The 26510-nt window shown below is 60.5% G+C and carries 15 protein-coding genes and 4 pseudogenes; 12 read left to right on the forward strand and 7 right to left on the reverse strand.

The annotated features are described in order from the left end of the window. Window positions 1–74: 74 nt before the first annotated feature. From ASD58_RS27795 to istA, 3 genes and pseudogenes are all read left to right on the forward strand, one after another. Window positions 75–1100, forward strand: coding sequence for an IS5 family transposase (locus ASD58_RS27795; RefSeq protein ID WP_057265323.1), 1026 nt, complete (start codon window positions 75–77; stop codon window positions 1098–1100). 387 nt (window positions 1101–1487) lie between these two features. Continuing rightward, window positions 1488–2453, forward strand: a complete 966-nt coding sequence (locus ASD58_RS27800; RefSeq protein WP_229210126.1) for an AAA family ATPase — start codon at window positions 1488–1490, stop codon at window positions 2451–2453. Between the two features lie 478 nt (window positions 2454–2931). Continuing rightward, window positions 2932–3801: pseudogene (gene istA, locus ASD58_RS27805) on the forward strand (IS21 family transposase); the annotation flags it as partial. 77 nt (window positions 3802–3878) lie between these two features. On the opposite strand, the gene ASD58_RS27810 reads toward istA, so the two are convergent. Next, entirely contained in the window at window positions 3879–5324 is a 1446-nt protein-coding gene (locus tag ASD58_RS27810) for a nucleoside hydrolase-like domain-containing protein (RefSeq protein ID WP_057265325.1), read from the reverse strand. A 298-nt stretch (window positions 5325–5622) separates the two neighbouring features. Between ASD58_RS27810 and ASD58_RS27815 the strand changes: the two genes are divergently transcribed. From ASD58_RS27815 to ASD58_RS27830, 4 genes are all read left to right on the forward strand, one after another. Then, window positions 5623–6732, forward strand: a complete 1110-nt coding sequence (locus ASD58_RS27815; protein ID WP_156401527.1) for an AraC family transcriptional regulator — start codon at window positions 5623–5625, stop codon at window positions 6730–6732. A 650-nt stretch (window positions 6733–7382) separates the two neighbouring features. Continuing rightward, window positions 7383–8654 (forward strand): hypothetical protein, encoded by a 1272-nt coding sequence (locus ASD58_RS27820; RefSeq protein WP_156401528.1) that lies wholly within the window; start codon window positions 7383–7385, stop codon window positions 8652–8654. A gap of 76 nt (window positions 8655–8730) precedes the next feature. Further along, entirely contained in the window at window positions 8731–11895 is a 3165-nt protein-coding gene (locus ASD58_RS27825) for a TonB-dependent receptor (protein WP_162253070.1), read from the forward strand. A 326-nt stretch (window positions 11896–12221) separates the two neighbouring features. Continuing rightward, entirely contained in the window at window positions 12222–13451 is a 1230-nt protein-coding gene (locus ASD58_RS27830; protein WP_057265333.1) for a glycoside hydrolase family 27 protein, read from the forward strand. 29 nt (window positions 13452–13480) lie between these two features. On the opposite strand, the pseudogene ASD58_RS27835 reads toward ASD58_RS27830, so the two are convergent. The 5 genes and pseudogenes from ASD58_RS27835 to ASD58_RS27860 form a co-directional block, all read right to left on the reverse strand. Then, window positions 13481–14965: pseudogene (locus ASD58_RS27835) on the reverse strand (tryptophan halogenase family protein). Window positions 14966–14975: 10 nt separating this feature from the next. After that, window positions 14976–17999, reverse strand: coding sequence for a family 43 glycosylhydrolase (locus tag ASD58_RS32030; protein WP_200951730.1), 3024 nt, complete (start codon window positions 17997–17999; stop codon window positions 14976–14978). A 14-nt stretch (window positions 18000–18013) separates the two neighbouring features. Beyond that, window positions 18014–18946, reverse strand: coding sequence for a PA14 domain-containing protein (locus tag ASD58_RS32685; RefSeq protein WP_057265339.1), 933 nt, complete (start codon window positions 18944–18946; stop codon window positions 18014–18016). Between the two features lie 91 nt (window positions 18947–19037). Further along, complete coding sequence (locus tag ASD58_RS27855; protein WP_057265341.1) at window positions 19038–20579, reverse strand: alpha-N-arabinofuranosidase; 1542 nt, start codon at window positions 20577–20579, stop codon at window positions 19038–19040. Between the two features lie 49 nt (window positions 20580–20628). Beyond that, window positions 20629–21558: a non-reducing end alpha-L-arabinofuranosidase family hydrolase gene (locus ASD58_RS27860; RefSeq protein WP_200951733.1), complete on the reverse strand. Its 930-nt coding sequence runs from the start codon at window positions 21556–21558 to the stop codon at window positions 20629–20631. Between ASD58_RS27860 and ASD58_RS31730 the strand changes: the two genes are divergently transcribed. Together ASD58_RS31730 and ASD58_RS27865 are read left to right on the forward strand one after the other, a co-directional pair. Further along, complete coding sequence (locus ASD58_RS31730; protein WP_162253067.1) at window positions 21548–22006, forward strand: hypothetical protein; 459 nt, start codon at window positions 21548–21550, stop codon at window positions 22004–22006. The genes ASD58_RS27860 and ASD58_RS31730 overlap by 11 nt on opposite strands. A gap of 138 nt (window positions 22007–22144) precedes the next feature. Then, window positions 22145–23359 (forward strand): hypothetical protein, encoded by a 1215-nt coding sequence (locus ASD58_RS27865; RefSeq protein WP_057265343.1) that lies wholly within the window; start codon window positions 22145–22147, stop codon window positions 23357–23359. Window positions 23360–23500: 141 nt separating this feature from the next. Here the strand turns inward: ASD58_RS27865 and ASD58_RS30890 are convergent. After that, window positions 23501–23959: pseudogene (locus tag ASD58_RS30890) on the reverse strand (IS5/IS1182 family transposase); the annotation flags it as partial. A gap of 17 nt (window positions 23960–23976) precedes the next feature. Between ASD58_RS30890 and ASD58_RS27875 the strand changes: the two are divergent. The 3 genes and pseudogenes from ASD58_RS27875 (at window position 23977) to ASD58_RS27890 (ending at window position 26420) form a co-directional block, all read left to right on the forward strand. Beyond that, entirely contained in the window at window positions 23977–24189 is a 213-nt protein-coding gene (locus ASD58_RS27875; protein WP_057265345.1) for a hypothetical protein, read from the forward strand. 226 nt (window positions 24190–24415) lie between these two features. Further along, window positions 24416–25323 (forward strand): annotated as a pseudogene (locus ASD58_RS27880) (tyrosine-type recombinase/integrase). Next, window positions 25320–26420 carry an IS91 family transposase gene (locus tag ASD58_RS27890; RefSeq protein WP_057265349.1) on the forward strand — a complete coding sequence of 367 codons (1101 nt, stop codon included), beginning with the start codon at window positions 25320–25322 and terminating at the stop codon, window positions 26418–26420. The pseudogene ASD58_RS27880 and the gene ASD58_RS27890 overlap by 4 nt, the downstream one beginning before the upstream one ends. Window positions 26421–26510 lie beyond the last annotated feature (90 nt).

Raw genomic sequence — 26510 nt, forward strand, 5'->3', positions numbered from 1 at the left:
CTGACACTAGGGCGCCTCGAAAAACCTCCCCGTTGATGGCATGATGTTGACTCCTTCGATCTGAACCGAATTTGATGATCAAAATCAGCCTGTTTGCCGATCAAGAGCGAGAAGCGAAGCTGAACAAGCTTGGCGATGCGCTGCAGGTGCTGGAACAGCATGTGGACTTCCAGGCACTGGCCGCCGAAGTGGACCGTGCAGCACCACGTCCAGGCCGCGAGCGCGGCGGTCGCCCACCGTTCCCGACCGAGTTGATGGTGCGGGTGCTGCTGATCCAGCAATTGTTCAACCTCTCCGACGAGCAGATGGAATTCCAGCTGCTTGACCGCCTGAGCTACCAGCGCTTTGTCGGCTTGCGCAGCAGCAGCCAGATTTCGGACCGGACCACGATTTGGACTTTTAAAGAACGTCTGATCGCGGCTGGTGCCAGCGAGAGCATCTTCGAGGCAGTCAATCGCCAATTGGCCAAGCACGGTTTTATCGCGCGCGGCGGGCAGATGATCGACGCCAGCTTTGTGCAAGTACCCAAGCAATCAATGGATAAAGAGGAAAGGGGCATCGTGGCACAAGACGCGATGCCTGCCGACTGGACGCCGGCCAAGCGCCGTCAGAAGGACACCGATGCGCGCTGGACCAAGAAGCATGGCAAGTCCTACTTTGGCTATAAGCTCTCGGCCAACGCCGACAAGCGCTACAAGTTGATCCGCAAAATCAAGATCAGCACTGCCAGCGAACACGACACCCTGCATTTTGATGATGTACTCGATCCGACCAACACCAGCCGCGATGTCTACGCCGACAAAGGCTATGTCGATGGCGGGCGCGAAGCCCGTCTACGCAGCCAGGGTTGGCGCGTGCATATCCAGCGCAAAGGGCACAAGGGCAAGCCGCTGTCGGAAGCGCAAGAACGACGCAACCGGCGGATCGCTTCGCCGCGCGCCCGCGTCGAACATGTATTTGCCGGTCTGGCGCAGATGGGCGGCAAAGTGATGCGTTCGATCGGCCTGGCACGCGCCACGCTGCATCTGAACTGGAAGGCCGCCGTCTATAACTTGCAGCGTCTTTCCTACCTGAAGGAGGCTCGCATCGAGGCGTTCTAACGCCCGAAGTCCGTCCGCGTTGTCGAAAACGGCACCGGCGGACGTGAAAAACTCCGAAAGGGGCGCTGCCGACGACGCCCCGGCGCTCTATGCCGACTTTTTCTTTACCGGCGCCGAAAATTCCGCAGTTATTCGAGGTGCCCACTAGTTATCTGCACTAACTCAGTCTTGACCAGACACGATGCGTCAGGTGTGTTGGGGTTCCGATTCAGTTGTCCGCCGCATGCGGATGTTGATGCTCAATGTGACAATGCGTGAGTTTTCCGTGTGGAAAATTTGCTATTGTTGACTGCAACATGCGTCGAAGCGACGAAAGCGCTTTCACTTATCAGTACTATCTGCTGCAGTACGCTGCATCCCGTGAAGACAACTTAAAGGGAGAACATAATGAAACTGCAGGCGTACCGGCTGCAGAACTATCGTCGCCTGCGAGACGTTGTCATTGAACTCGATGACGAAATTTCCATCTTCGTCGGTGCCAATAATAGCGGGAAGACCTCTGCCGTCCAGGGGCTGTACTCAATGCTTCGGGGTGATGCGAAAAAGTTCGAGCTCTTCGACTTCAGCGCGGCCCTGTGGGGCGAAATTGACGCCGTCGGCAACACGGCTGAAGAGGAAGATGAATCGCACAAGAGGTTGCCGTCCATTCTCTTGGATCTCTGGTTCCGCGTTGGTGAAGATGACCTCGTCACCGCGATGCAGCTTCTTCCGAGCACCGAATGGGATGGCAAGTGTGTCGGGATCCGTGTGGCATTCGAGCCGCGCGATGCCTCCGAGCTCGTCCGACGATTCCGTGAATTGCATGAGAAGGCCAACAACGCGGCAATCGCCCTAGCCGAAAAGCGCAAAGCAGCCAGTGAACCTGCCGCCGAGGCGGGTGCGGGGGATGAGGTTGAGGCGAGTGTCGAGGCCAGCGATTACAAGCCTTGGCCAGAAAGCCTGACGAAGTACCTCGCCAAGGAACTGAGCAAGGAATACACTTTCCGCTACTATGTACTTGATGAGCGTGCCTTTATCGGCTACCGGGCAAAAGAGGCCGACTACGAGCCGCTACCACTAGGCAAGGAGCCCGGCGGTGCGGCAATTCTCAAGTCGCTGGTGAAAGTGGACTTCCTGCGCGCGCAGCGGCACCTTGATGACCCCGACGCCGGCGGTTCCGACCGCGCCGAGAGCCTCTCGCGGCGCCTCAGCCGTTTCTATCACCGCAACCTTGAGAAGCGTGGCGACGACCATGCCGCTCTCGAAGCGCTCGATACCTCGGAGAAAGAACTGAATTTCCACTTGGTCGCCACACCGATGGCGTCCAGCCGCGTTTTCACACGGCCTGGCCCCAACGCCGAAGTTCGGCATTAGAGCTTCGAAAGCGTATACCGAGCCCTTACGCCGGACTTTCGCGTTACCGAAACAATATTTCCGTCAATTACTGGGTCGCGAAGCTCTTCAACAATTTCGGCGTCCGGAAATACTGAAAGTTAATCTGCCCCACTTCGCGAGCGAAAGCACAGTGAACGCGCCGGCGATTGCATAAAGCACGAATCGCGCGATCCTGATGTGACCCGAGGTCTTCGCGCCTTGGCGATCAGAACGGAGCACATGAACCGACATAAACATCGCGAAAATCCATGCCACACCAGCACAAATCCATAGTTCCATCACTTTCCTAACCTCTCGTCTAATTCATCTAGTACTTGGAGAGCTTCCTCGCCATTCAACGTCTGTTGCCGCCGACCGAAAATTGACCCACTTTGAGGGCTGATGCCGACTGAAAATTGACCTAGGTGTTCTACTACTCCCGCCTAATTCTTGGGCAGGAGATAACAAGGTGATCACCATGGAAATGTTAGCTAAAGTTCGACGGATGTACCTGCGCGACAAGCTGTCGCTGCATGAGATCGCGAAGCGTACGGGCCTGTCCCGCAACACGCTGCGCAAGTGGCTACGCAAGCCGGAAGACGCGCCACCGCCGCGCTATCGGCGAGAATCGGCACCCACCAAGCTGAGCGAGTTCCACGCCACGCTGGAGCAGGCGCTCAAGGCTGACGCCCACCGCAACAAGCAGAACCGGCGTACCGGCAAAGCGCTGTTCGCCCAACTCAGGGCCCAAGGCTACGCCGGCAGCTACAGCCGGGTTACCGACTTCATCCGGGAATGGCGTGGTCGCGAAGGCAAGGCGGCCGAGGCTTTCGTCCCGCTCAGCTTCGAGCTGGGCGAAGCGTTCCAGTTCGACTGGAGCGAGGAAGGCATGGTGGTCGGCGGCATCTACCGGCGTCTGCAGGTGTCGCACATGAAGCTGTGCGCCAGCCGCGCCTTCTGGCTGGTGGCCTATCCCAGTCAGGGACACGAGATGCTCTTCGACGCCCACACTCGCTCGTTCGCGGCGCTGGGCGGCGTGGCCCGGCGCGGCATCTACGACAATATGAAAACGGCGGTGGACAAGGTCCAGAAAGGCAAGAGCCGGGTGGTCAACTCGCGCTTCACCGTCATGTCCGCGCACTACCTGTTCGAGCCCGATTTCTGCAACGTGGCCTCTGGCTGGGAAAAGGGCGTGGTGGAGAAGAACGTGCAGGATAGCCGGCGCCGGATTTGGGTCGAAGCCCAGGATCGCCAGTTCGGTTCTCTCGCTGAATTGAACACTTGGCTCGGCGAGCGCTGCCGGGCGCTGTGGGACGAACTGCAGCACCCGGAGTACGAGGCGCTGAGCGAGATTCTTCGTAATGGCCATGCTGGTATGTTTGTACAGCTTTGAGAGCAGGTCTTCACTTGTGCCTTTCGGGCGGCTTACTGGCCAGGCGGGACGAAAGTGACGATAACGCGTCGGTAGCGCGTCAGAGCCGGACTCCCCTTGTCGATAACCTTCACGATGAAGTGGGCGGTCTTGGGCCGGGTTGCCACAGGCGCCTGCCCCCAAACGGTGTGATGATTTTCCGCGAACCCCAGCTTGATCTGGTCCTTGCAGCTGCCGGCTTCGGGATACTGGAACCACAGGTAGCTCAAGCTGTCTCCGTCGGGGTCGGAGCTGCCGGCGGCGCTCAGCATGAAGCTTTCGCCGGATTTGACGGTGAGCCGCTCCTCGTGGCCAAGCTTGACGATTGGCGGATGATTCGCTGCCTTGTATGGCTTGGTGGTCCAATCCATTCTTGCGGCGAAATCGTTCTGGAAGTCTTTGCGCCAGCGCCATACGGTGGTTCTGTACCCGGTGGAGGCCTTGTCGTGGGCGTGTACGTTGCGGCCATAGTCGTTGTAGACCATCGGTCGGTAACTATCGATGGCGTTGGACCAGATGGCACGCGGCTCTTGCAATACGGGTACGTCGCCGGTGAAGCCTTTCGGGTCGGTATTCTCCAACGCTGGCGTGTACAACTCGTAGCGCCCACCCCAGCCGCCCCAGTCCGGATGCTCGGGGGCGTTCAAACCGTTTGGTATCAAGGACAGGAAGGATGGCGTATCGCCCTCCATGCCAAAAGCAACATCCGGATATATCGCACCCAGTGGTCCATGCCCCTGTTGAATATTGGCGGCGAGCCAATTGTTGCTTACCTCCGTGCTGTCGAAGCCCGGTTCTGTCGCGTGGATGCCAGTCCAAGTGCCATTGCCGTACCCGCCGGGGCTAACGATGTAGAACAGATCGGGAAACCGGGTGCGCATCCAGATGCCGGAATCGTCCTGGTCGGAGATCGTATAGACACGCAACTTGTTCACCAGGCGAGCGGCCTGTTCCGGCGTCCTGTCGTGGCCAATCCGATACAACGCTTGAGCAAGCGTATTGGCACCGCCCCACACCGTAACCCATAGCGGCCGCGTATCGTTTTTTTCCAGGGCCTTGATGATGGCGTCCGATCCCGGCGAGTCCTTGTCGTCGCCGACACCTTGCATGCCGTAGTGCTGCGAGCCGGAGCGCACCACCGCTTTGAGCGCCTCCGCTTTCGGAAAGCCCGGTTCGTGCTTCAACAGATTGGCTTGTACCCGCCCGTAAGCATCGATGATCGCACGCATGGACTCGGGTGCGATATGCGACTTCTGGTGCGTGGAGGTCGTGGCGATGATGCCTTCGATATCGATCTGGTTGGCGTATAGCAGCAAGCGCACGAGCGACTGGCTGTCATCGGGATCCGCCTCGATATCGCTGAGGACAATCAGACGTTGTTTTGCTTCGGCGAGGCAAACGGCTGGCGCACAGAGCAGAAACGCCGCCAACATGGCAGTGATTGGAAGTAGTCGCATCATGTCTCGAGTCAGTGGGGCGAGCCCGCAAGCAAGGATTGTGATTCATCAGGAGGGACAAGACAATTATGAAAATCACCGATGGCAGCAATGATTTACTCTCGCCAATCGAGCCATTGGACATCCGTCTGCGGCACGCAACAGCATCGCGGTGACAGACGGCACGACATGTTGTACATTGCGAGACCTGACGACTACCGCCGCACGTGTCTTGCGGCTTCGCTGCTGTCCGACATCAAATTTGATCTATATGCACGCGTTATATTCAAAGGCACTGTTTCGGCTGGTCCTGCTTCTCGGCGTGAGCATTCTGATCGGGTATCTGTGCGTCAGCCGCAGCTATCACAGCGTCGCGTTGTTTGAGCAAGAAGACTTTTCCTGGGAGTTACGCACGCACAGCACCAACGACGCGACAACCAACCTTCACGCGAGGGTCGATGCGGCGCGCCTGATCATGGAATTCGTTCTATCAGGCAGCAATCCCCACCCTTATGTTTCGAGCGGCCTGTTCTTCACGGACCGCAACGGCAGGCCGGCGTTGTTCGACTGGTCCAGGTTCGGCAAGATCAGTTTCGAGGCGCGCTGCTTCCCCGCCGGGACCATACGGGTCGGCTTGGCCACGTTCGATGACAAGCTGTCCAAGCCGGGCGATTTGATGACGTACCGTTCGCCACTGGCATACGTCAACTGCAATCAGGACGGGGCCCGCGTCGAACTCGATCTGGCGCATTTGGCCATTCCAGAATGGTGGGTCGACATGAACAAACTCAATCCGTCCGACCTGGGCTACTCGTTGGATAAGGTAGCGCAGATCGAAGTCGGCACCAGCAATGCCAGCCGTGTCGGCACCCCGTCGCGTATCGAAATCGCGGGTATTGAAATGCACGACCGGAAGTACGGCTACTTATATTTCCTTGCCGCGTTCCTGGTACTGAGCTGGGCTGCTTTCGGGTTTTGGTTCATCAGGCAGTACGCGCTGGCCTTGACCAACGACCTGCAGGGGCGGATGCAGAAAGATCTGCCGTTGGTGGCGTACCAGCAGCTGGCGCTGGAGCCGCACAGGGAAAAGGGAAAGTCGGCCATCTTGAAATTGCTGGCGACACGTTATGCGGATTCAGAACTCGATCTGGAAACCGTGGTGTCGGAAACCGGCGTCAACCGTAATAAGGTCAACGACATCTTGAAGGCGGAAATGGGCTACACCTTTATTGGGTACCTGAACAAGCTCAGATTGACCGAAGCATCGCGCCTACTGGTGGAAAACACCAGCGCCAGCATTGCGGAAATCGCCTATTCGGTCGGGTACAAGAATTCCTCGTATTTCAATAAGCTCTTCAAGGAGGAATACCAATGCACGCCCAAGGCATTCCGGGATGCGTGCAAGAAGGAGGCGCGGGAACCCGCGCTATAAGCCTTTATTCCGCCGGCTGCGTTGAGCGCAGCCGCGTTCACGGATGTCCCCGCCAGCGCCTGCGTTCGCATAGCGCCACAATGCTTCCATTCCCTCCGCGTGCGCTGCCAGGCTTCGCGCAGCACTTCGCGTGCGACGCCCGACTTCTCCCGAAATTTAAGGTAAATCGGTGTGCGTGCTGCTCCCGCGCGCCGGGCCGGAATAGCGCGAATGGTGAAGATAGTACAAAGGTGCAGATAGTCGCATAGATGCTGCACTTCCTTGCATCCGTCGTGCGGCGACGGCGTTGCGGCCGCGGCGCCCCAGGTGGTTGGGCCGATCGAACGGGCGACCGTTAAGAGATCAATAGCAAAATCTGCACGAGTACCGATACTCGCCGTGCAGCTATTTTTATTCGCGGCCGTTATGCCAGGCCGCGCCCCATTTCAGCAGGTATTTTTGCCGCAATTTTCGGGATACACTCCGCCGACTTGCTGGACAGGCAGGACCTCAATCCGGCCAAGCCGGCGCCGTTCGCAGCGAAAGCGGTCGAGGGCTAATGCACACCTCACGGCCGTCTTACGCCCCACGTTTTCGGCCGCGGTGCCGGTGACAAGCAAGCCCTAGCAAACGCAACAGAGCAGACGCATAAAATCCTTAGGAGACACCAAATGAGATTCCAGTATACGGCTATCGGGTTGGGCTGCGCCACGCTGCTGGCCGCCTGCGGTGGCGGTGGCGGTGGCAGTGGCGGCGAAGGCGGGATGGCGCAATCGGTTTCCTTCCCGTTCCCGGGCGGGGAGACGGTAGCGGTTCCCCCGACCGTCGCGACGATCACGCTGAAGGCCACTGCCAGTTCGGGCGGGCCTATCACCTACGTGTCGAACACACCGGGCACCTGCACCGTCAGCGGCGACACGCTGTCGCTGTTGAAAGCAGGCGAGTGTTCGGTGAACGCCAACCAGGTCGGCGGCAACGGCTACGCCCCGGCCACGCAGCGCCAACTCTTCGTCATCCCCAAGCGGCCGGCAGCAATCTTCTTCCGTAACCCGGGGGCGCAGCCGCTGGACTCGCAGCCGTTGCAACTGGTGGCTGAGTCGAGCGTGGCCGGTTTCGTCCCCGTCTTTACCACCAGCACGCCGACGGTGTGCTCGGTCAGTGGAACCACGCTGCAAAAGCTCGCCGATGGGCTGTGCACCGTCACCGCCGCTATTGACGGCGGCGATATCTACGAGTCGGTGAAGGTAGTCAAGACCATGCCGATCGGTAGCGCGCTTTCGCCTGAAATCAAGTTCTTGAGCGGCTACAAGAACACAACCACCACCAGCGAGGATGGGAAAGGCGACCCGCGTGGCGGCAGCAGCGAGACCGGTTGGTGGTGTAACGGCTGGTGCGATGTAAGCGTTTCGGCAGACGGCAGCAGCATCAGCAATACCTACACCTATAAGAACGAGCCCTATACCGACGGACGCTGGTGGAGGGTTTGGTCGGAAATAGACCTGTACGCGCCCCACGTGACGAATTTGTTGGAGACCAAGGACACGCCGGACGGCGTGCGGATCGATGCCCAGGCGGCGCTGAAGTTCAACTTCTCGCAGAACCAGGAATGGTTCGCCACGGGCGATAACCAGGTCGAAGTCGACTTGATCCTCGGCCACTTCAACCGCAAAGCGAACAACGACAAATGCAACGTGCATTTGCGGGCGACTTTCAAGCCAAGCTCACCGGCCCCGGCGAACTACAGCCTCAAGCTCCGGGACTTCACGGTCGCGGATTCGTGCGAGTTGACGGATCTGAACCCCTGGTTCGAGCTGCAGGATTATCCGATCGTCGCGATCAGGTTCGCCTCGCCGGTCGGCAACTTCAAAGTCCCGAGTCCGACCGCCCCCGCTCCGAATTACCCGACCACGATCACGCTGTCCGGGCCGATCACCTTCCAGTGAGGGCGCGACCGTTTGCTGGCCTGGTGCGGCGCGGCGGGCAGCCAAAGAAAAACATGATTTCAAGAGGATGGAGACAATGAGCAGAATCGAAGAGATGACCAAGCGGAACCCCTTGAAGATGACCGCGTTGGCGTTCGCCGCGGCGCAGCTCGCGGCGTTCCATAGCGGCGCGGTGCAGGCGCAATCGTCCCCATCGGCGCCGGCTTCGAAGGAAGAGGAGGGCGTGACCGTGGTCGTGAGCGGCCAGCGCGCGGCGATGCAGTCGGCCGCCAAGCTCAAACAGAATGCCGAGGAGGTCATCGACGGCGTCGTCGCCGAAGAGGCCGGCAAGCTGCCCGACAAGTCGATCACCGAGGTGCTGCAGCGCGTCGTCGGCGTGACGATGGACCGCAACCGCTCGCGCGGCGACCCGGAGCATTTTTCGGTCGAGGGCTCCGGCATTTCGGTGCGCGGCCTGACTTGGGGTTCGTCCACCCTGAACGGCCGCGAATCGTTTTCGGCCGGCTGGCCGGGACGGGAACTGAGCTGGGGCGACATTCCGGCGGAACTGATGTCCGCGGTGGTGGTGCACAAGAATCCGCCGGCCGAGTTGATCGAAGGCGGCGTCAGCGGCCAGGTCGACCTGCGCACCGCGCTGCCTTTCGACTACAAGGGCGATAAATTCGCGGCGTCGACCTACGTGAACTACAACGAGCTCGGCTCGAAAACCTCGCCGGCCCTGTCCGGCCTGGTCTCGAAACGCTGGGAAAACGATTTCGGCCAATGGGGGGCGCTGCTCAACCTGTCCGCCAACGAGAGCAATGCCCACAACGACACGGTGCAGGTCGACGCATACTTTCCGCGTACCGACATCGTCGCCGGACAAACCGTGTGGGTGCCGAAATCGGCCTCGTGGCGCAGCAACCTTAGCAAGACCGACCGCGTCGGCGCGTATGCGGCGCTGCAATGGAAGAAGGATGGGGCCACGTCCGCGCTGACTTATTTCCACTCCGGCTACAAGGAAACCGGCACCGAGAACGCCCTGTTCACTGGTGTGGAGGACGCCTACAAATCCACGCTCATCAATCCGGTATTCGACAGCAAGGGAATCCTGCAGTCGGCGCGGTACACCTATCCCATTGGCGGCCGCGGCGCGAATAATTTCGTGGACGGGGGACTGGGTTTCAATTCCAACCAAACCTATAACGACAGGCGCTCGCAGACCCGCGAGATCGCCTGGAACGTCAAGTGGAACATCGACGAGCGGTGGTCGGTCCAGAACGACCTGCAATGGGTCCATGCCACCAACAAGAACAGCGGCAGCAACATGACGCTGGCCACGTTCGTGCCGAGCATGAATATCGACCTGAGCAAAAATATCGGGGAGATTACCTTCGATGACAAGGCGAAAGCGTTCCTGCGGAATCCGGCCAACTACTACCTGGAAATGTTTGGGCCGGTCAGGGAGAAGGCGGACGCCGACCTGTATGCATGGAAGACTGACGTGCGCTTCAAGTTCGACCATCCTGTCATGCGCGACGTGCGCTTCGGTGTGCGCCTGACCAAGCGTACGGCGAACCGGGTCGAAGCGAGCGGCTCGCAATGGTACAGCATCGCCAGGCCATGGGAAGTCAGGAATTCGTCCACGCCGGGGCAGCCGGCCGCCACCACGGACGAACCAACCTGGGGTTCGCGCGCCAATTTCACTTACCTGAGCGATCCCCGGGTCGCGGCGCTGGTGCCGACGAACCTCTACACCTTCGACAACTTCTTCAACGGCAAGATCCCCAACCCGGGCGCCCTGGTGGTGCCGAGCCTCGCCGCGGTCAAGGACTACCCCAATGCTTACGCGCAGGCGGCGAGTGCGATCATGAAGATTCAATGCGAGCAGGGCAACGCGCAGTCCAATACCAACAATGACTGCTCGAACATACCGGACCCATGGAAGCCGCTCGTCTTCGACGGCGACCCGGCCAAAACCTCCCGCCAGTCGGAGAGAACGGAGGCCGCCTACCTGATGACGCGTTTCGGCTTCGACGACCTGCGCTCCCCGATCGAAGGCAACGCGGGCCTGCGCGTGGTCCACACCAACACGCGGGCCCGCGGCTATACCGTCTTCAAGCCGGTCTACGGCGCCGGCTCGTTGCCGTCGGTGCCTCGGTTCGGACAGATCGACGAACCGATCGTCGAAGGCCGCAGCTCCCTCGACCTGCTGCCCAGCGTTAACCTGAAAATGGAAGTTACGCCCCAGCTGCAAACGCGCTTCGCGTTCGCGAAGTCGATGTACCGGCCGAGCTTTGCCGACCTGAACGAGTACATCAAGCTGGAGCAGCAGGTCATTCTTGCTCCCACTGGCGGCGCCGTGCAGACCGTCAATTACAGGGGTGAAAACAAGGGCAACGTCCACATGAAGCCGACCAAGGCCGACAGCTTCGACGCGACGCTCGAATGGTATCCAGGCAACGGCACGTCGCTGACTGGCGCGCTTTTCCACAAGCGGGTGACCGACATCATCATGCGCTCGGCCTATACCCGCGACTACAAGGACCTGGCCGGGAATCCGCAAACCTTCATGATCACCGCGCCGGACAATGCGGCAGACGGCAAGGTGACCGGACTGGAGCTGGCTGGCCAGACCTACTTCAATAACGTGCCAATGTTGGCGAACGTGATGCCGGAATGGGCCAAGGGCTTCGGGGTCTCGGCAAACTACACCTACATCAAGAGCAAGCAGACGCTGCACCACCCGTACAATCTGCAGTACTGCCCGGCCGCCAGTTCGTTCAACAACAGTTCCTTGAACTTGCTTGGCTGCGACACCAATGGCATGCCGTTCACCGATATGCCTTTGCAGTATTTGTCGAAGAACGCCTACAACTGGATGCTCATGTACGACCGGGGGGCGATGTCGATGCGCCTGGCGTACAGCTGGCGCGGCCGCTTCCTGCAGGGCGTGTCCGTCAACGGCACGCAGGGCCAGGACGCCACCAGTGCCGATCCGACCCGGGCCACGGTTGTCGATGGCAAGACGGCCTATCCGCGGGACGTGGGCTGGGGCTTGCCGACCTGGCAGGAAGCGGCTGGACAGCTGGACTTCGGGTTCGACTACCGGTTCAACGATCATATCCAGGCCAGTTTCAACGCAAGTAACCTCCTGGATACCGTCGTCAAGCAGACCCAACAGCAGGGTATCGGCAACATGACCCGCTCCTGGTTCGAACCTGGCCGCAGTTATCGCCTGGCGCTGCGCTACACGTACTAAGTCGTTTCGCTGTCCCGACATGTGGTCGATCGCGACGTAGGCGCGATGGACCGTCCATCCTCTCCTGCCGCGTTGGCGGCAGTTTCAGGGGCGGCTCCGGCCGCCTCTTTTTTTAGGTTTATCGCAGTTGGGTCTGACCCCGATTTACCGGTTTTGACGCGTGACGCCGCGGTTGAGATTTCGTTGGTGATCTAAGCACGACCCGGTAAACCTGGGGCAGACCCAAGGGTCAGACCCGGCGAACGCAGCCGCTATCGACAGACGTCGGCTTTTCCGATAATCCGTGAAGTACCTTTTATTACATCCACATAGTGATAGGATTCGAAATGAACACCAAACGTACGGCGCAGCTCTTGTCAGGCTTCTTGCTGTGTATCGCCGCTTGCTGCAATAGCTGGGCGCAAAAGTCTGAAGGCCTCGCCAGCACCCCGCAAATGGGCTGGAATAGCTGGAACAAATTTGCCTGCGAAATCGACGAGCGCCTGATCCGCGAGACCGCCGATGCCATGGTCCAGCAGGGCTTGAAGGACGCCGGTTTCCAGTACGTGAACATTGACGACTGTTGGCAAGGCCAGCGCGACGCCGACGGCAACATCCAGCCCGACCCCAAGCGCTTCCCATCCGGCATGAAGGCGCTGGCGGACTATGTACACGGCAAGGGACTCAAGCTGGGCATCTACTCCGACGCCGGCGCGACCACCTGCGGCGGCCGTCCCGGCAGCCGCGGCCACGAGTATCAGGATGCCCGGACCTATGCGCGCTGGGGCATCGATTACGTCAAGTACGACTGGTGCGATTCCCCGGGCTTGAACGCCGAAGCGGCCTACACCACGATGCGTGACGCGATCGCCAAGGCGGGCCGTCCGATGGTGTTCAGCGTGTGCGAATGGGGCATGAGCAAGCCGTGGGAGTGGGCCGGCAAGGTCGCCCATTCGTGGCGCACCACGCCCGATATCTATAATTGCTTCGACTGCGAATTCAGTCCCGGTTTCTCGACTGGCCTGGGTGTGCTGCGCATCCTCGACAAGCAGGCAAGCCTGCGCAAGTTCGCAGGGCCCGGCCACTGGAACGATATGGACATGCTGGAAGTGGGCAACGGCATGAGCGAGGATGAAGACCGTGCCCATATGTCGATCTGGGCCATGATGGCCTCGCCCCTCATCCTGGGCAACGACCTGCGTTCCATGTCCGAGTCGACCCGCCGCATCCTGACCAATCCCGGCGTGATCGCAGTGAACCAGGACAAGCTGGGTGTGCAGGCGCTGCGCGTCCTCGCCGACGGTCCACTGGAAGTCTATGCCAAGCCGCTCGATGGCGGCCAATGGGCACTGATGTTCCTGAACCGCTCCAACCAGGCTGCCGATGTTCGCCATGATTGGAAGAAGCAAGTCCTGGTCGATGACCTGAGCCAGCGGTCGGTCGATTTCAAGCAGACTATCTACCGCTGGTCCGACCTGTGGAGCAAGAAGACGGGCGACACCAGCACCAAACTGGAAGCGCGGCTGGCGCCGCACAGCGTGCTGATGCTGCGCCTGTCCGGCCCAGCGAAACCATAGGGCGTGCGCGGCCGCCTCGGCATGTCGCTTCAGCGCCCAAGCATGTTGCGCAGGAATGCTTCGTGGGTCGGCATGGCTGCCACGACGGCGGCGTAATGGTCGCGCCTCTGGTGCAGGGCGTGCAACGCCTCTGCGAGCGGCACTTCGGCCAGCACGGGGGCGGCGCGTACGGGCCAGCTCTCCATGCCGGCGTGGATCGCCAGCCAGCTGGTGGCTTCAAAACCTTCTTCCCCGTTCATGTTCAGCCAGCCGGTCTGGCGCCAGGCGTGCAATTTGAAGGCCAGCGTCTCCGGCAGTTCCATGCTGGCCACGTCGCGCCACAGCGCGCTGTCGCGGCGCCCGGTAAGGCAATAGTGGAGGATGATGAAGTCGCGAATGCGCTCGAACACCCTTGTCATGCCCCTGTTGTAGTCCGCAACGGCGGACGCGGTGGGGCGCGCACCTGGCCGCAGCAGTTCGATCATTTTGGCCAGGCCGCGCTGGATCAGGAGGATGCTGGTCGATTCGAGTGGTTCCAAAAAGCCCGCCGACAATCCCAGCCCGACCACGTTCTGGACCCAGAAGCGCTCGCGGTGACCGGTAATGAAGCGCAGCAGCCGCGGTTCGGCCAGGACTGGTCCCTCCAGCTGTTCGAGCAATTGGGCGCGTGCGTGCTCCTCGTCGATATAACGGCTGGAGAACACGTAGCCGTTGCCGATGCGGTTGCGAAGCGGAATCCGCCAGGCCCAACCCGCTTCGAGCGCGGTGGCCACGGTGTGCGGCGTGAGCCCGGGTCTGTCCGGCTCGCTGGGCACGGCCCAGGCCCGGTCCACCGGCAGCCAGCGGCTGAAATCGACAAAAGGCTCTTCCAGGGCGCGGCCCAGCAGCAGCGAAACGAAGCCGGAACAGTCGATAAACAGGTCGCCGGCCAGCACGCGGCCATCTTCGAGCTTGAGCTGCTCGATGCCGCCGTCGGCGCGGCGCTTGACCTCGACGATACGTCCTTCAGTGCGTCGCGCGCCCCTGCCAAGCGCGATGTTGCGCAGGAAGCCTGCGTACAGGGTGGCGTCAAAATGATAAGCGTAGCTATACAGATTGGGGTGTTCCCTGGGTGGCATGGCGAAGCGGCCCTGGCTGGCCATCACGCTGGGAAGGCATTGCTCGCCCAGCGGGCCAAGGGCGGCGTCGTTTACCCGGCGGTACTGACCCCACAGGCAGGCGGGGCCGGTCAGGTCGTCGAAATTGCCGAAGGTATGGAAGAAGCAGTGGCCCTTGGCGTGTCAGTCGCGAAATTCGATGCCCAGCTTGAAGGTGCCATTGGTGGCGCGCAAGAACCCGGCCTCGTCAATGCCGTTCAACTTGTGATAGTCACGCAGCATGGGAAACGAAGCCTCACCCACGCCGACGATGCCGATCTCTTCCGATTCGACCAGTTGCACCGTGCTGCCCGGTAGCGCCGTGGCCAGTGACGTGGCTGCCATCCAGCCGGCAGTGCCGCCGCCAACCACGACGATGCGTTTGGATGCGGGGCTCATGGATTTCTCCTTAGCGGGCGGCGGTCGGTTGGAGCCGCCCGCGTTGCCCGATCCGGTAATAGTCAAAGTCGACACGGCCGCCGGCGGTCTTGGTCGAGTAAAAGAAGAGCGCGTAGCGGTAACCCATGAAGTGCGGGAACGTGTAGGCGAGGCGCGAAGGACGCCCGATGGGAGTCCAGGATTTGCCGTCGAGGCTGTAGGAGAAACGCGCGACTTCAGGCGCAGGCTGGAATTCGCATGCGACCTTAAGGTGAACGGTGTTGCCGGAGAGGGGAATGGCGACGATCTCCTCGGGATGGTCGGAGTCGGCGCTCACCATGACGAGCGACTTGACGCCGCCGCTCATCTTTACGCCAACAAAACCATACCGTTTCTGAAAAGCCGCCAGGCCGGCCCAGTCGCCGTCCTTCATGCCGCTCACGTCTATGCTGGTGGTGGCGAAACTGTCAGGCCCAAAGGTGCGCTGGGTAAGCGTATTCCGGGCCTCAAGCAGACTGGAGTCGACCCGGCTGGTCACGAAGCTCAGGTAGCCCGGGCGCTTGGTGAGCGACCAGTTGCGAGGATCGGGATTGTGGTTCCATTGCCAGGCGAGGGGCAGATCGGGGGCGCCGGGCCGGCGCCCGAATTCGTCGGAGGCGACGATGCCCGAAGCGCCGGAGGCGCCCTGTGCGCCGGCGGGGATGTCGAGCGTCATCGGCACCTCGCCGTCTGCGCCGAGCACGGGCCAGCCATCCTTCCAGGTCACGGGCACAAGGTAGGGGACGCGACCCACGGCGTCGTTATCCTTGAATAGATAGGCATACCATTTGCCTTCCGGGGTGTCGATGAGGCCGCCCTGGGCGATACCGCGGTCATCGAGCGCGATGCGGCCCTCGTAGGGACCGACGATTGCATCGGCGCGGTGGACGATGACGGTACGCGCCCAACGGGTCTTGGGCGAGGCGATGTTGAAGAGGTAGTAGCGGCCGTTGATCTTGGACAGCTGCGAGCCCTCGGCTTTGAGCCCGCCCTGGTCGGCGCCGAAGAGCGCGTTGACGTTGTCGACAATGACCTTGTTCACGCCGCCCGGCTTGATTCCGGAGAGGTCGGGCTTCAACTCGATGAGCGAGATGCGACTGCCGCCGTACACCATGTAAACGCGACCGTCGTCGTCGAAGAACAGGCTATGGTCGCCCAGGGCGGGCTCGAAACTCGTTTCTTTCCACGGTCCGCGCTCCGGATCGCGCGTGGTATAGATATGAGTGCGCCCTCCGTTGTTGGCGGCGAAAGTCGAGGCATGGAACACGCCGTCGTGGTAACGCAGGCTGCTGGCCCAGGAGCCTTCACCGTAGGCGTTTTTGCCGTTTTCGAGGCGGAAGGCTTCGTTGTCGGCCAGCGTTTCATAGGCGTAGGAGGCCATGCTCCAGTTGACCAGGTCCGTCGACTTCATGATCGGCAGGCCGGGGCTCATGTGCATCGTGGTGCTGCTCATGTAGTAGGTTTTTCCTACACGGATGATTGCGATGTCCGGGACGTCAGCCCAGATAATGGGATTGTGGGCAAGCTTCGCGTGGGGCGCGGCGGAGGCGCGGTCCGTGGCGGAGTCGCGCTGGAAAAATCGCCAGTAATCGAACTTGAACAATTCTTCGCCGGCCGCGCCGCGGAATACGAAGAATAGATCGTGGACGCCGGAGGTGCCGGAGATCCGGGCCCGCTGAGGCTTCCATTCGCCGCCGGTGCCCGCGACCGGCAGCGTGCCGATCAACTGGCCGTCGAGCTTGCCTAAACGAATCTCGATCTTCGCCCCCGTGGCCGCGTCGGTTTTGGCCGTGCTGGAGAGGCTGGCCATGAAGGCGCGCGCGCCGGTCGCGCCGAAATCGACATTTCGCACCTGGATATGGTCGCCGTCGTGGATGTCGCGCACGTTCTGGCCTCCGGCGCTGCTGGGTTCGATTTTCACACCGGAAGACCGGGCGATGGTTTCGGCTTCCACGCGCTTGTAGGGATCGAGGGTGGCAACCGGTGCCGGCCCTTCCCTGGTTGGTTGCACCATCGGGACCGAGCCATCCGGGTTGAACTTCAGCTCATCGACGGACACGGAACGTTTGAAGCCGTCGCCGCCCGGAAGCGCGGCGTTGTGATAGAACAGGTAGGTCTTGCCCTTGTAATCGACCACGCCCGGGTGATTGGTAAAGGCGCTTTGCGGGGTCATGACGACGCCGCCGTAGGTCCATGGGCCTTCGGGAGTGGGGCCGGTGGCGTAGGCGAGATGCTCAGGAATGGGACCACCGGCAAAAAACAGGTAATTGAGATTTTTGCGCCGATAGAGCCAGGGGCCTTCTTCGTAGGATGTGCCGCGCAGCGCAGGCACTGGAAGCGTCACACCCTGTGTGTCCGACGGGTTGCGCTCGCCCAAGGCCTTGACGGTCATCGGATGGCGGATGATGCCATTCTCCCCCACGCTGGTGTCGTAGGAAATCATGTCCTTGTTCAGCTTCACCGACCACAGATTGGGATTGCCCCAGGCCAGATAGGCCTGGCCCTTGTCGTCGACATACACGGTGGGATCGATGCTGTCGTACAGGCCGCCGGCGTGGCCGGCGATCAGCGGCTTCTTGAGCGGATCGATGTAGGGCCCCAGCGGATTATCGGCCACCAGCACGCCAATGCCACGGCCCTGCACCGGGGCATAGAGATACCATTTGCCGTCCCGCTCGATCGCCTGGGGTGCCCAGGCGCCGTTGTCAAAACCGTCCCAGCCGGAGATCTCCTTGGCGGCCCAGGGAAAGTCCCGCAGCGAGGCGATCACGCCATGCTGGGTCCAGTTCACCATATCCGTCGTTGTGGCGAGCACCCAGTTCTTCATGTTGAAATTGTTCTTTTCCCCGGCATCTTCGTCGTGGCTGGAAAACAGGTAAAGCGTGCCCTTATGGACCATGGGGGCTGGATCGGCGGTATGCATCGTTTGAATCACCGGATTGAGCGCGAACGACACGGCGGGCAGCGAAGCCAGTACGGACAGGAGAGCGAGGGCGTAGCGGGATGTTTTTTTCATGTGGGACACTCCTTCTAATGGATCGGCGGCAGCGTGCCGGACGGCGGCCGCCCTATCAGGCTGCGCGGTACGTAGGCGTAATCCGCCGCGCCGGGCTTTTTCCACGCAAGCATCAACGCGAGATCTGGGCCGGGCCCCTGGAAGTAGCGCACGCGGAAATTGCGCAAGCCTTTTTCCAGCTTTACCCGGGTCGCCACGGGTGTCGGGGCGTGGATGCCATCGTTGTCGATCACGTTTTCATCATCGATGCTGAGAACGGCGCCGTCATCGGCCAGCAGCATCAGTTCCCACGTGGCGGTTTCCGCAACATTGACGGTGAAGCGAATATCCATTCCAAACCATTCGACTGTCGAGCCTATGCCGGGAAAGCCCTCGCGGAAGGAACGCGGCGTGATATCGAGCTGGGCCAGGCAAACGCGCTTGATCGGTTTGCGCCGGCGCATTTCAGACACCGATTGGCTGCCGACAGTCAGGCGATAGACGTCAGCGACCATCTGCCGATCCGACGCATCGCCGCATTCTTCGAACAGCTTGGGCGGCGCGCTGGCCACAGTCTCCTTCACGGGCGGGCTCGGGGCCGACTGCGGTGTCGGCGCTGGGGGCGACGCTGGGGCCGGTGCCGGGGCAGGGGACCGGACTGCGTCGGGCGCGACGTCAAGCGGTGGTAACGGCGGCACGGCGACTGGTGGCGGCGCGATGGCGGCAGGGACGATATTGCTCGCGTTGGGCGACGGCTCGGGAGTCCTTTTTTCCGGCACCTTCTCCTGGAACAGGACCACGTCGACGCTGGGTGGCGGTGGCGTGGGACGGTGCACGCGCGACAGCAGTATAGCGACCAGCGCGGCCACATGGATGAGCACCACAATGACCAGCGCGTAGCGCCGGTTCCAGCGCCGCGGCGGCGACTGCCCTTCGGTTGGCGACGCGGGCAAACTGGATTCGGGCATTGAACGCATACTTTTCCAAATACGATGTCAATTGATTGAAGTTTGGCGCCCTTGCGGCTGCGGGCACACCTGTCATGGATGGGCCACGCGCCTACTCCGCTAAAGCGAGCACCATCACAGCCTTTGCAGGCAGCTTGATCGACAGCTTGCCGCCAGCGGCGCGCGCGCTGAACGCCGCCGGCTTGATGGCCTGCGGCTGCTGGAACGTGTTGTGCGCATCCATCGCGGCCGAGGTCAGCACCTTGCCGGACGCACCTTTCAACTTCATGTCCGCGACGCTGACGGTGACATCGACCGCCTTGGACGGATCGGTATTGACCAGCGCCAGGTACACCTTGCCGTCCTTGGCGCGTGCCGCTGAAGCGCTCACGCCCGGAACGGTTGTAGTGCCCAGGGTGTAACTGGTGTTGTCCTTGATTGCCAGCGGCAGCGACCTGGCATCCTGGAATGGCACATACATCTGGAACGCGTAGTAGGTTGGCGTCAGGACCATCTTTTCCTTGTCGGTCAGGATCATCGCCTGCAGGACATTGACCATCTGGGCGATGGTGGTCATGGGCACCCGCTCCGTGTGCTCATGGAAGATGTGGAAGTTGAGCGCCGCCACGAGCGCGTCGCGCATGGAGTTCTGCTGGAACAAAGCGCTTCTGGCGCCCGTCTCGTCATACCAGGTGCCCCACTCGTCGATCATCAGCCCGATTTTCTTGTCGGGATCGTTTTTGTCCAGCACGGCCCCGTGATCTTTGATAATCTGATCCATTTTCAAGGTATTGGCCAGGGTTGAGATCCACTCGCCTTCTTTGAAGCCGAGGTCCTTGCCTTTGACCTCCCAGCTGCTGCCCGGGATGGTGTATTGGTGGACGCTGATGCCGGCCGTGCGGCCCTTCAGTTCCTTGCTCAGGACGTCGGTCCACGTGGTGTCGCCGCCGCTGGCGATCATTTTCGGCCTGGATTTTTCAGGCGCCCTCAGGAAATGTTCGTAATTGCTGTACAGGTTCGCGTAGTAGTCGGGCTTCATGTTACCGCCACAGCCCCACAGCTCGTTGCCGATACCGAAGTAGGCGACTTTGAACGGCTTTTCATGCCCGTTCTGTGCGCGCAGCCTGGCCAGGGGCGAACCGCCGTCCGAAGTCATGTACTCGACCCAATCGGACATCTCCTGCACGCTGCCGGTACCAACGTTGCCGTTGACGTAGGCCTCAGCACCCAGCATGTCGATCAGGTCGAAGAATTCGTGGGTGCCGACGGCGTTGATCTCGTTGACCTCCGCTACGCCGGCCGCGTTGGTATTGATCACGTTGGGACGCTCGTCCTGTGGTCCAATGCCGTCGCGCCAATGGTAGGTGTCGGCGAAGCAGCCGCCCGGCCAGCGCACCAGCGGCACGTGCAACTCCTTGAGCGCACCCACGACGTCATTGCGCCAGCCCCTGGTGTTAGGGATGTCCGACTTGGGGCCGACGTACAGGCCCTCGTAGACGCCGGCCCCGAGATGTTCGGCGAACTGGCCGTAGACGTTCTTGTTGATGACAGGGCCGGGTTTACCGGCGTCGATGCTGATGCTGACTTCGCCCGCAGCAAAAGCCGGTGCCGCGAGCATGCCGAGAACGGCGAGGCTGTGTTTGATGATGTTCATACAGGCGTATTCAGAGAGTTGTTAGAGACCAGTGAGGCGGGGCACGGGATCAGCGGCAAAGCGCGCTTACCGGGTTTGCACCCTTTGCCGTGATAACACCTAAGCGGTACGGAACTTTGATGTAATCGTCCACACGCACTGCGGGATCGTTCCCCTGGAACAGGTATTCGAGCGGCCGGCACGGATCGATCGTCATCGTTTGATCGGCATTCATTCGCACCATTTCGCCGTGGGAAATGCCTTCCGACCAAATCCGTTCAACGTTGTCGCGCGCCGCGAAAGCATTCATCGGCGCGGAAGATAATGGCTCCCATGTGCCGCCCAGGCCATTGCTTTTCCAAATCCGAAAGTATCGTCCCTGTGGCGAAATTGCCTCCACCAAGGTTATGTAGGTATTCGTGTTGGCAATCTTGTAGGTATTGCTCGCTTCAAACACGTCTTCCTTTTTTTCGCTCAGGACGGCGACGGTGTTATGAAAGCCATTCGGGAACTGGCCTATGTCGGTTTCGGACCGGAGCAGACGTCCGTTATCGTCGGTGCCGAACATATAGCATTTCTTGTCATCGCAGATCACCCAGAAGTCCAACCAGCCAACGCCAAGCGGGGCCTTGACGATGTCGGGTACGATTGGAAAGAACGGCTTCGGCGCGCTCCAGGACATTGGATCGCCGATATCCTTCGACGTCGAATAAAGCGGATCGGCGCCTTGATAGACCAGATACCACGTCTTCTGGGGAGCGAAATAAAATACTTGCGGCGCTGCGCGATAGCCCGGCCCCATGGGAGATTTGTCAAGTGGAACGATTTTCGCAGCCGACGCGTTCGACCATTTGTCAAAGCTGGTGTATCCAAGACCCCAGCCAGCAGACCCGGCCAGCGTGACAAATACGTGATATTTGCCCTCCGCGTAAACAATCGAAGGATCTTTTACGGCATAAATTGTCTGTTTTGGATCTGCTTGAGGCGTAATGAGCGGCAAGCTCGAAGTCCAGTTGAATGCCAGCGCCGCGGGCTCGGTAGAACTGTTCGCAATTGCGTTGTTCCCGCCACAACCAACTATTGCCAAGGCTGACCACAGCGCCATCCCCATACCGCATTTTTTTAGTCTCATTAATATCTTCCTTTTTTTTCTGCTTGCGGTATGGGGCGCCGGCTCCGCCTTTCCCGCAATCCGGCGGAGTCTATCTCAAAAAAAGCGGCAAAAATACACGCTGAAATGTGTCGCCGCCGGGCCTGACGGCCTCATTGAAAAATTCTGCACGGACCGTATCGGTACTTGTGCAGATTTTGCTATTGGTCGCTTGAAAGTTCGCCGTGCGATCCCACGGCCGCCAGTGTGCCGCAGGCCGCGCCGTACGCGAGTGCCAGGAATTGCAGTATCAATGCGAATATCTGCACCTTTGTACGATCTTCACCATTCGCGTTAATCCGGGAACCGCGACCCCGAGCCGCATCGATGCTTGAACACCGGCGCTTCATCTGCCGACCCTGCTTGAAGCGAACCGAAAATCCGGAGATACTTGTGAAGGCGGCCTTGGAACTGCGGTACTTTCTCAAACGAGGCCATGCATGAAGTGACTGAGGCCGGCGCGGCAGTGCCGGAAGTGTGGCCAGCCGGGCCTGCGCCGGGCGTTTACCTGACAACGTCGCAGGGGGCAATCGACGCATTGATCGCCCAGTACGAGGAAGCCACGGACGGCGCATTGATGTATGCGGAGCGCGCCGGCAACCGACACGACGGCGCGATCGATCTGGGCGACTCCGGCTTATGGTCGAGCGGCATGGACCGGGTACCCAGCGGGGCGTTGCTGGTGGTCGGACCGATCGAGCTCGATGAAGAATCCTGGTCGGATGCACGCGAGCGGGTGATCATGGCGTGCTATCGCGCTGCAAACACCCGCCACCGAGTGGCCATCTTGTTTGACACGCCTGCGCCGGAGCACCTGGGCGCTGATGCGACGCTGCTCGCCAGTACCGAAGATGATCCAGATCTCGGAGACGAAATCGTCGGCATGGTCATGGAAGATGGGGCGTTGCTGGCTGGCGTCGAGCGGCGCTACGGACCTCTTGTACATCGCAGGTCCAACAGCAGCAAAATCGATTGCCTGCCGGCGCGCGTGACGGAGCAGCTGCGCGGGGCTTTGGCGAAGAGGCAGACAGGCATCCTGGCTTTTGGCTCGATGGCCGATGTGGAGAATCCGGGCACGGACCTGGCCGTCGCCGGGCTGTTATTGACGGATCACCTCGGGCCGGCGGCGCGCATCATGCCGAGGCACCGCAGCACCATGAGCAAATTCGACCTGGTGCCTGAGTCTATCGGGCAGTTACCTTTCCTGCCGTCGTTGGAAAGCGCTTATGCGCAAGGCTACCGTCGCTTCATCATCGACCCAAGGTACAGCAAACCTGACGTTTCCTCGGGCTATGTGCACGATTGCTTGCTGATCGCCTGCTCGTTTACGCTCTCCGTCGACCAGTTGGCAATGTGGACGGTCGACTCACCTCGCCGCAAAAAGTCGCTGTTACCGTCTCTGATCGCCGCGGTCGTTGTGGCGCCGCTTCCGGTCGCCGAAGACAAGATGCTTATCGACCTGTACATTGGACCGGAAGACACCAGTCTGGCCGGCGATGCAGAATGTTACGAGTTCGTCCGTGCGCACCGCATTGAACGCATCGAAGAGCAATTCGCTCGCCTGGTGGAACTGGGTGTAGTGGATCTTGAGGCGGCGGGCGAGCCGGGAGGTAGTGATCGTACGTTGCGATTCCTGGCCAGGGCCGCATAAATTCAAGGGTTGGCGAACTGAGGTCCGCGCCGGTGATCGGTAGCCGTGTGCAAGCCGAAAGCCGTCAGCCCTTATGAAGCCATAGTCACAATTGTTAAAATGATTGCATCGACTATTCAGTCCGCTCTGAACAAATCAAAATCAGCCGCAAGCCGGCAGCATACAGGGCTGCGGCTTGACGGCGAAATCAAATGGCGAGGTTAGGCCGGCGGCGATCAAGGCCAAAAGAAGCCGCAGCTTCCGCAGGATCATGCGCAGGTTGTGGCCGCAGCCGCACAGCAGCGCATGGAACGCATCGCCATCCGTTCCTTTCAACCAGTTCCGTCGCAATCGGCCATCATTTTTCATGTGCCCAATCGCCGGCTCGATGGCGCTGCGGCGCCGGATGTCGCGCCGCAGGCGCTGCGTAATGTTGCGCTTGAGTTTGGGGTGGTAAACCTTGGTGCCAGGCTGCACCTCAACGCCGCGATAGCCCAAGTCCACAAAGACTTCTTTGGGCTGGCAATCCGTCAGGATCGCGACTTGTTCCAGCGCTTCAAACAGCGTATGCCCATCGTATGGGTTGCCAGGCATACTGCGCATGCCGACCACCAGGCCTTGCGTGCGTGAAGACAGAGATGAGCCTGCACGTGCTTGCCTATAACCTCAAACGCTTAATGACCCTGCTTGGAGTCAACAAAGTGATGGATGCCATCAGGGCATACGCCCTTTTTTCCGGGCTTAAACGCATGCTCTGCGCGTTTACTTGGCAGCCCCTGCCGAAAGTGCTGAAGAAGTGGCGATGCGCCCACAACGCCCTTGGAGACTTCCACATTGATCCATGCGGGTAAAATTACATCGCCGGTTCACATTAATGAGTTTTTACACGGCCTGGCCCCGAAGCGGACGTACAACGTTGACTGATAAGCGGCGCCCCGCTTGCTGCGCAACGTCCTCTAGATGGATAGGTTGGACGAAGCCGCTGCGCGGCAGGAGTGCGTGCGCACGATCCGATTCAAAATACGACCTCGTCCCTTCTTGGGATTGTTTATCAATAGACATCGAGGCCATCTTAATATGGAACTACCCGTCAACGCAATTTTCGCCATCCAATATCGGCAGCATTTGCAGCACCTGAAACTGAAAGGCCTGCAGCCAAAGACGATCGACGCCTACGCGCGCGCCATTCGCCGCATCGGTGAACGCTTCAATGGTGATCTTGATGGATTAACTGCACAGCAGCTCACGGACTACTTCACGGACTTGTTGTCGACGCACTCATGGAGCGCTGTCAAACTCGACCTGTACGGCCTCAAATTCTTCTACACCCATGTCCTGCGCAAGCCCTGGGCCGCACCCGGCCTGATCAAGCCGCCGAAGGCGCAGCGCCTGCCCGACATCGTTACCGTCGCTGAAGTCCAGCGCATGATCGCCGCCACCCGCATCCTCAGCTACCGCGTGTTTTACTTCACGTTGTACAGCCTTGGCCTGCGCCTGGGCGAGGGGCTGCGCCTGCAGGTATCTGACATCGACGCGGTGCGCGCCCGTGTGCATATACGCGACGCCAAGGGCAACAAGGACCGCTTCGTGCCTTTGCCGAGCGCCACGCACCAGGTGCTGCGCAACTTCTGGCGGCTGCACCGCAATCCTGTCCTGCTGTTCCCAAACCGTGCGGGCGGCTTGAAAGGCAGTGCCAGCGCTACCACACCGCTCGATCGCGGCGGCGTGCAAATCACCCTGCGCCAGGTGGCGCAGGATTGCGGCCTAAAAAAAAGATCACGCCCCACTGCCTGCGTCATAGCTACGCCACGCACCTGATCGAAGCCGGCGTCGACCTGATCGAAGTCCAGAAATTCCTCGGCCACCACTCCATCCTCACCACCGCCCGCTACACCCACCTGACCGACCAGACCAAGCACCACGCCATCGACACCATCAATGGATTGATGAACGGCTTCCACGTCGACTGGAAAGGCGTCAAATGATCCGGCTTGCCACGGTCATCAGCGCCTTCAAGGCAGACTTCCTGGCGCAATATGGACACCGGCTCGGCGACGACCACCTGCGCGCGCTATTGGCCATGGCCCGCTGCCGTAACCAGGCCAGCCCCAAGATGCAAGTACGCTGCGAAGGTGAAGCTTGCGCCCATCAGATGCTGGTGCCCCATTCCTGCGGCCACCGTCATTGCCCGCACTGCCAGCACCACGAAAGCCAGCAGTGGCTGGAGCGGCAGGTACGCAAGCAGCTGCCCGCCGAATATTTTCTGCTCACCTTCACCTTGCCGGCCGAGCTGCGGGCGCTTTGCTGGGCAAACCAGACAGCGGCTTACGACTTGCTGCTGCGCGCCAGCTGGGAAACCGTCCAGTGCTTCAGCCAGAACGACAAGAGGTTGAAGGGAGAGCCCGGCGCCATCGCCGTACTGCACACGCATTCGCGCCGGCTCGATTATCACCCACATGTTCATCTGGTCATGCCAGCGGCCGCTGTCGATGCTGCGCACAAACGATGGCGGACCAAGCCAGGTCGCAAAGGCTACCTGTTCAGCCACAAGGCACTGGCCAAGGTATTTCGCGCCAAGATGCTGGCTGGCTTTGCTGTAGCCGGGCTAAAGCTGCCGGCGCGCTGCCCAAGCCAATGGGTGGTCGACTGCAAATCCGTCGGTAGCGGCGCGAAGGCATTGGTGTATCTCGGGCGCTACCTGTACCGCGGCGTGGTGCGCGAAAAGGACATCGTCGCTTGCGGCAACGGTCAGGTCAGCTTCCGCTTTCAGAATGCCAGGACCGGCAAGGCCGAAGTGCGCACTGTGAGTGGTGCCCAGTTCCTCTGGCTGGTGCTGCAGCACGTTCTTCCGAAAGGCCTTCGACGCGCGCGTAACTTCGGTTTCTTGCACCCAAACTGTAAGCGCTTGATCGCACTGCTGCATTTACTGCTTAAATTCGTGCCGCCGCAAGGGCCGGCATTGCTCAGGCCTCGGTCACCGATCAAATGCCCTTGCTGTGGTGCGGCGATGCAGATCGTTAGAACGCGGATTCCGGCGGTGCCAATACCGATCTCGGATCGAGGTCAGGCATCCACCATGTGAGCGCGCCCACAGCTCGGTAAAGGATGGAGTTCAGTTCCCGTAAGCTGAGAATGACGCTCGCCTGAAAGCAGAGCGGAACGCTCCGCATAC

This window comes from Duganella sp. Root1480D1 (assembly GCF_001427305.1).
Taxonomy (GTDB): domain Bacteria; phylum Pseudomonadota; class Gammaproteobacteria; order Burkholderiales; family Burkholderiaceae_D; genus Rugamonas.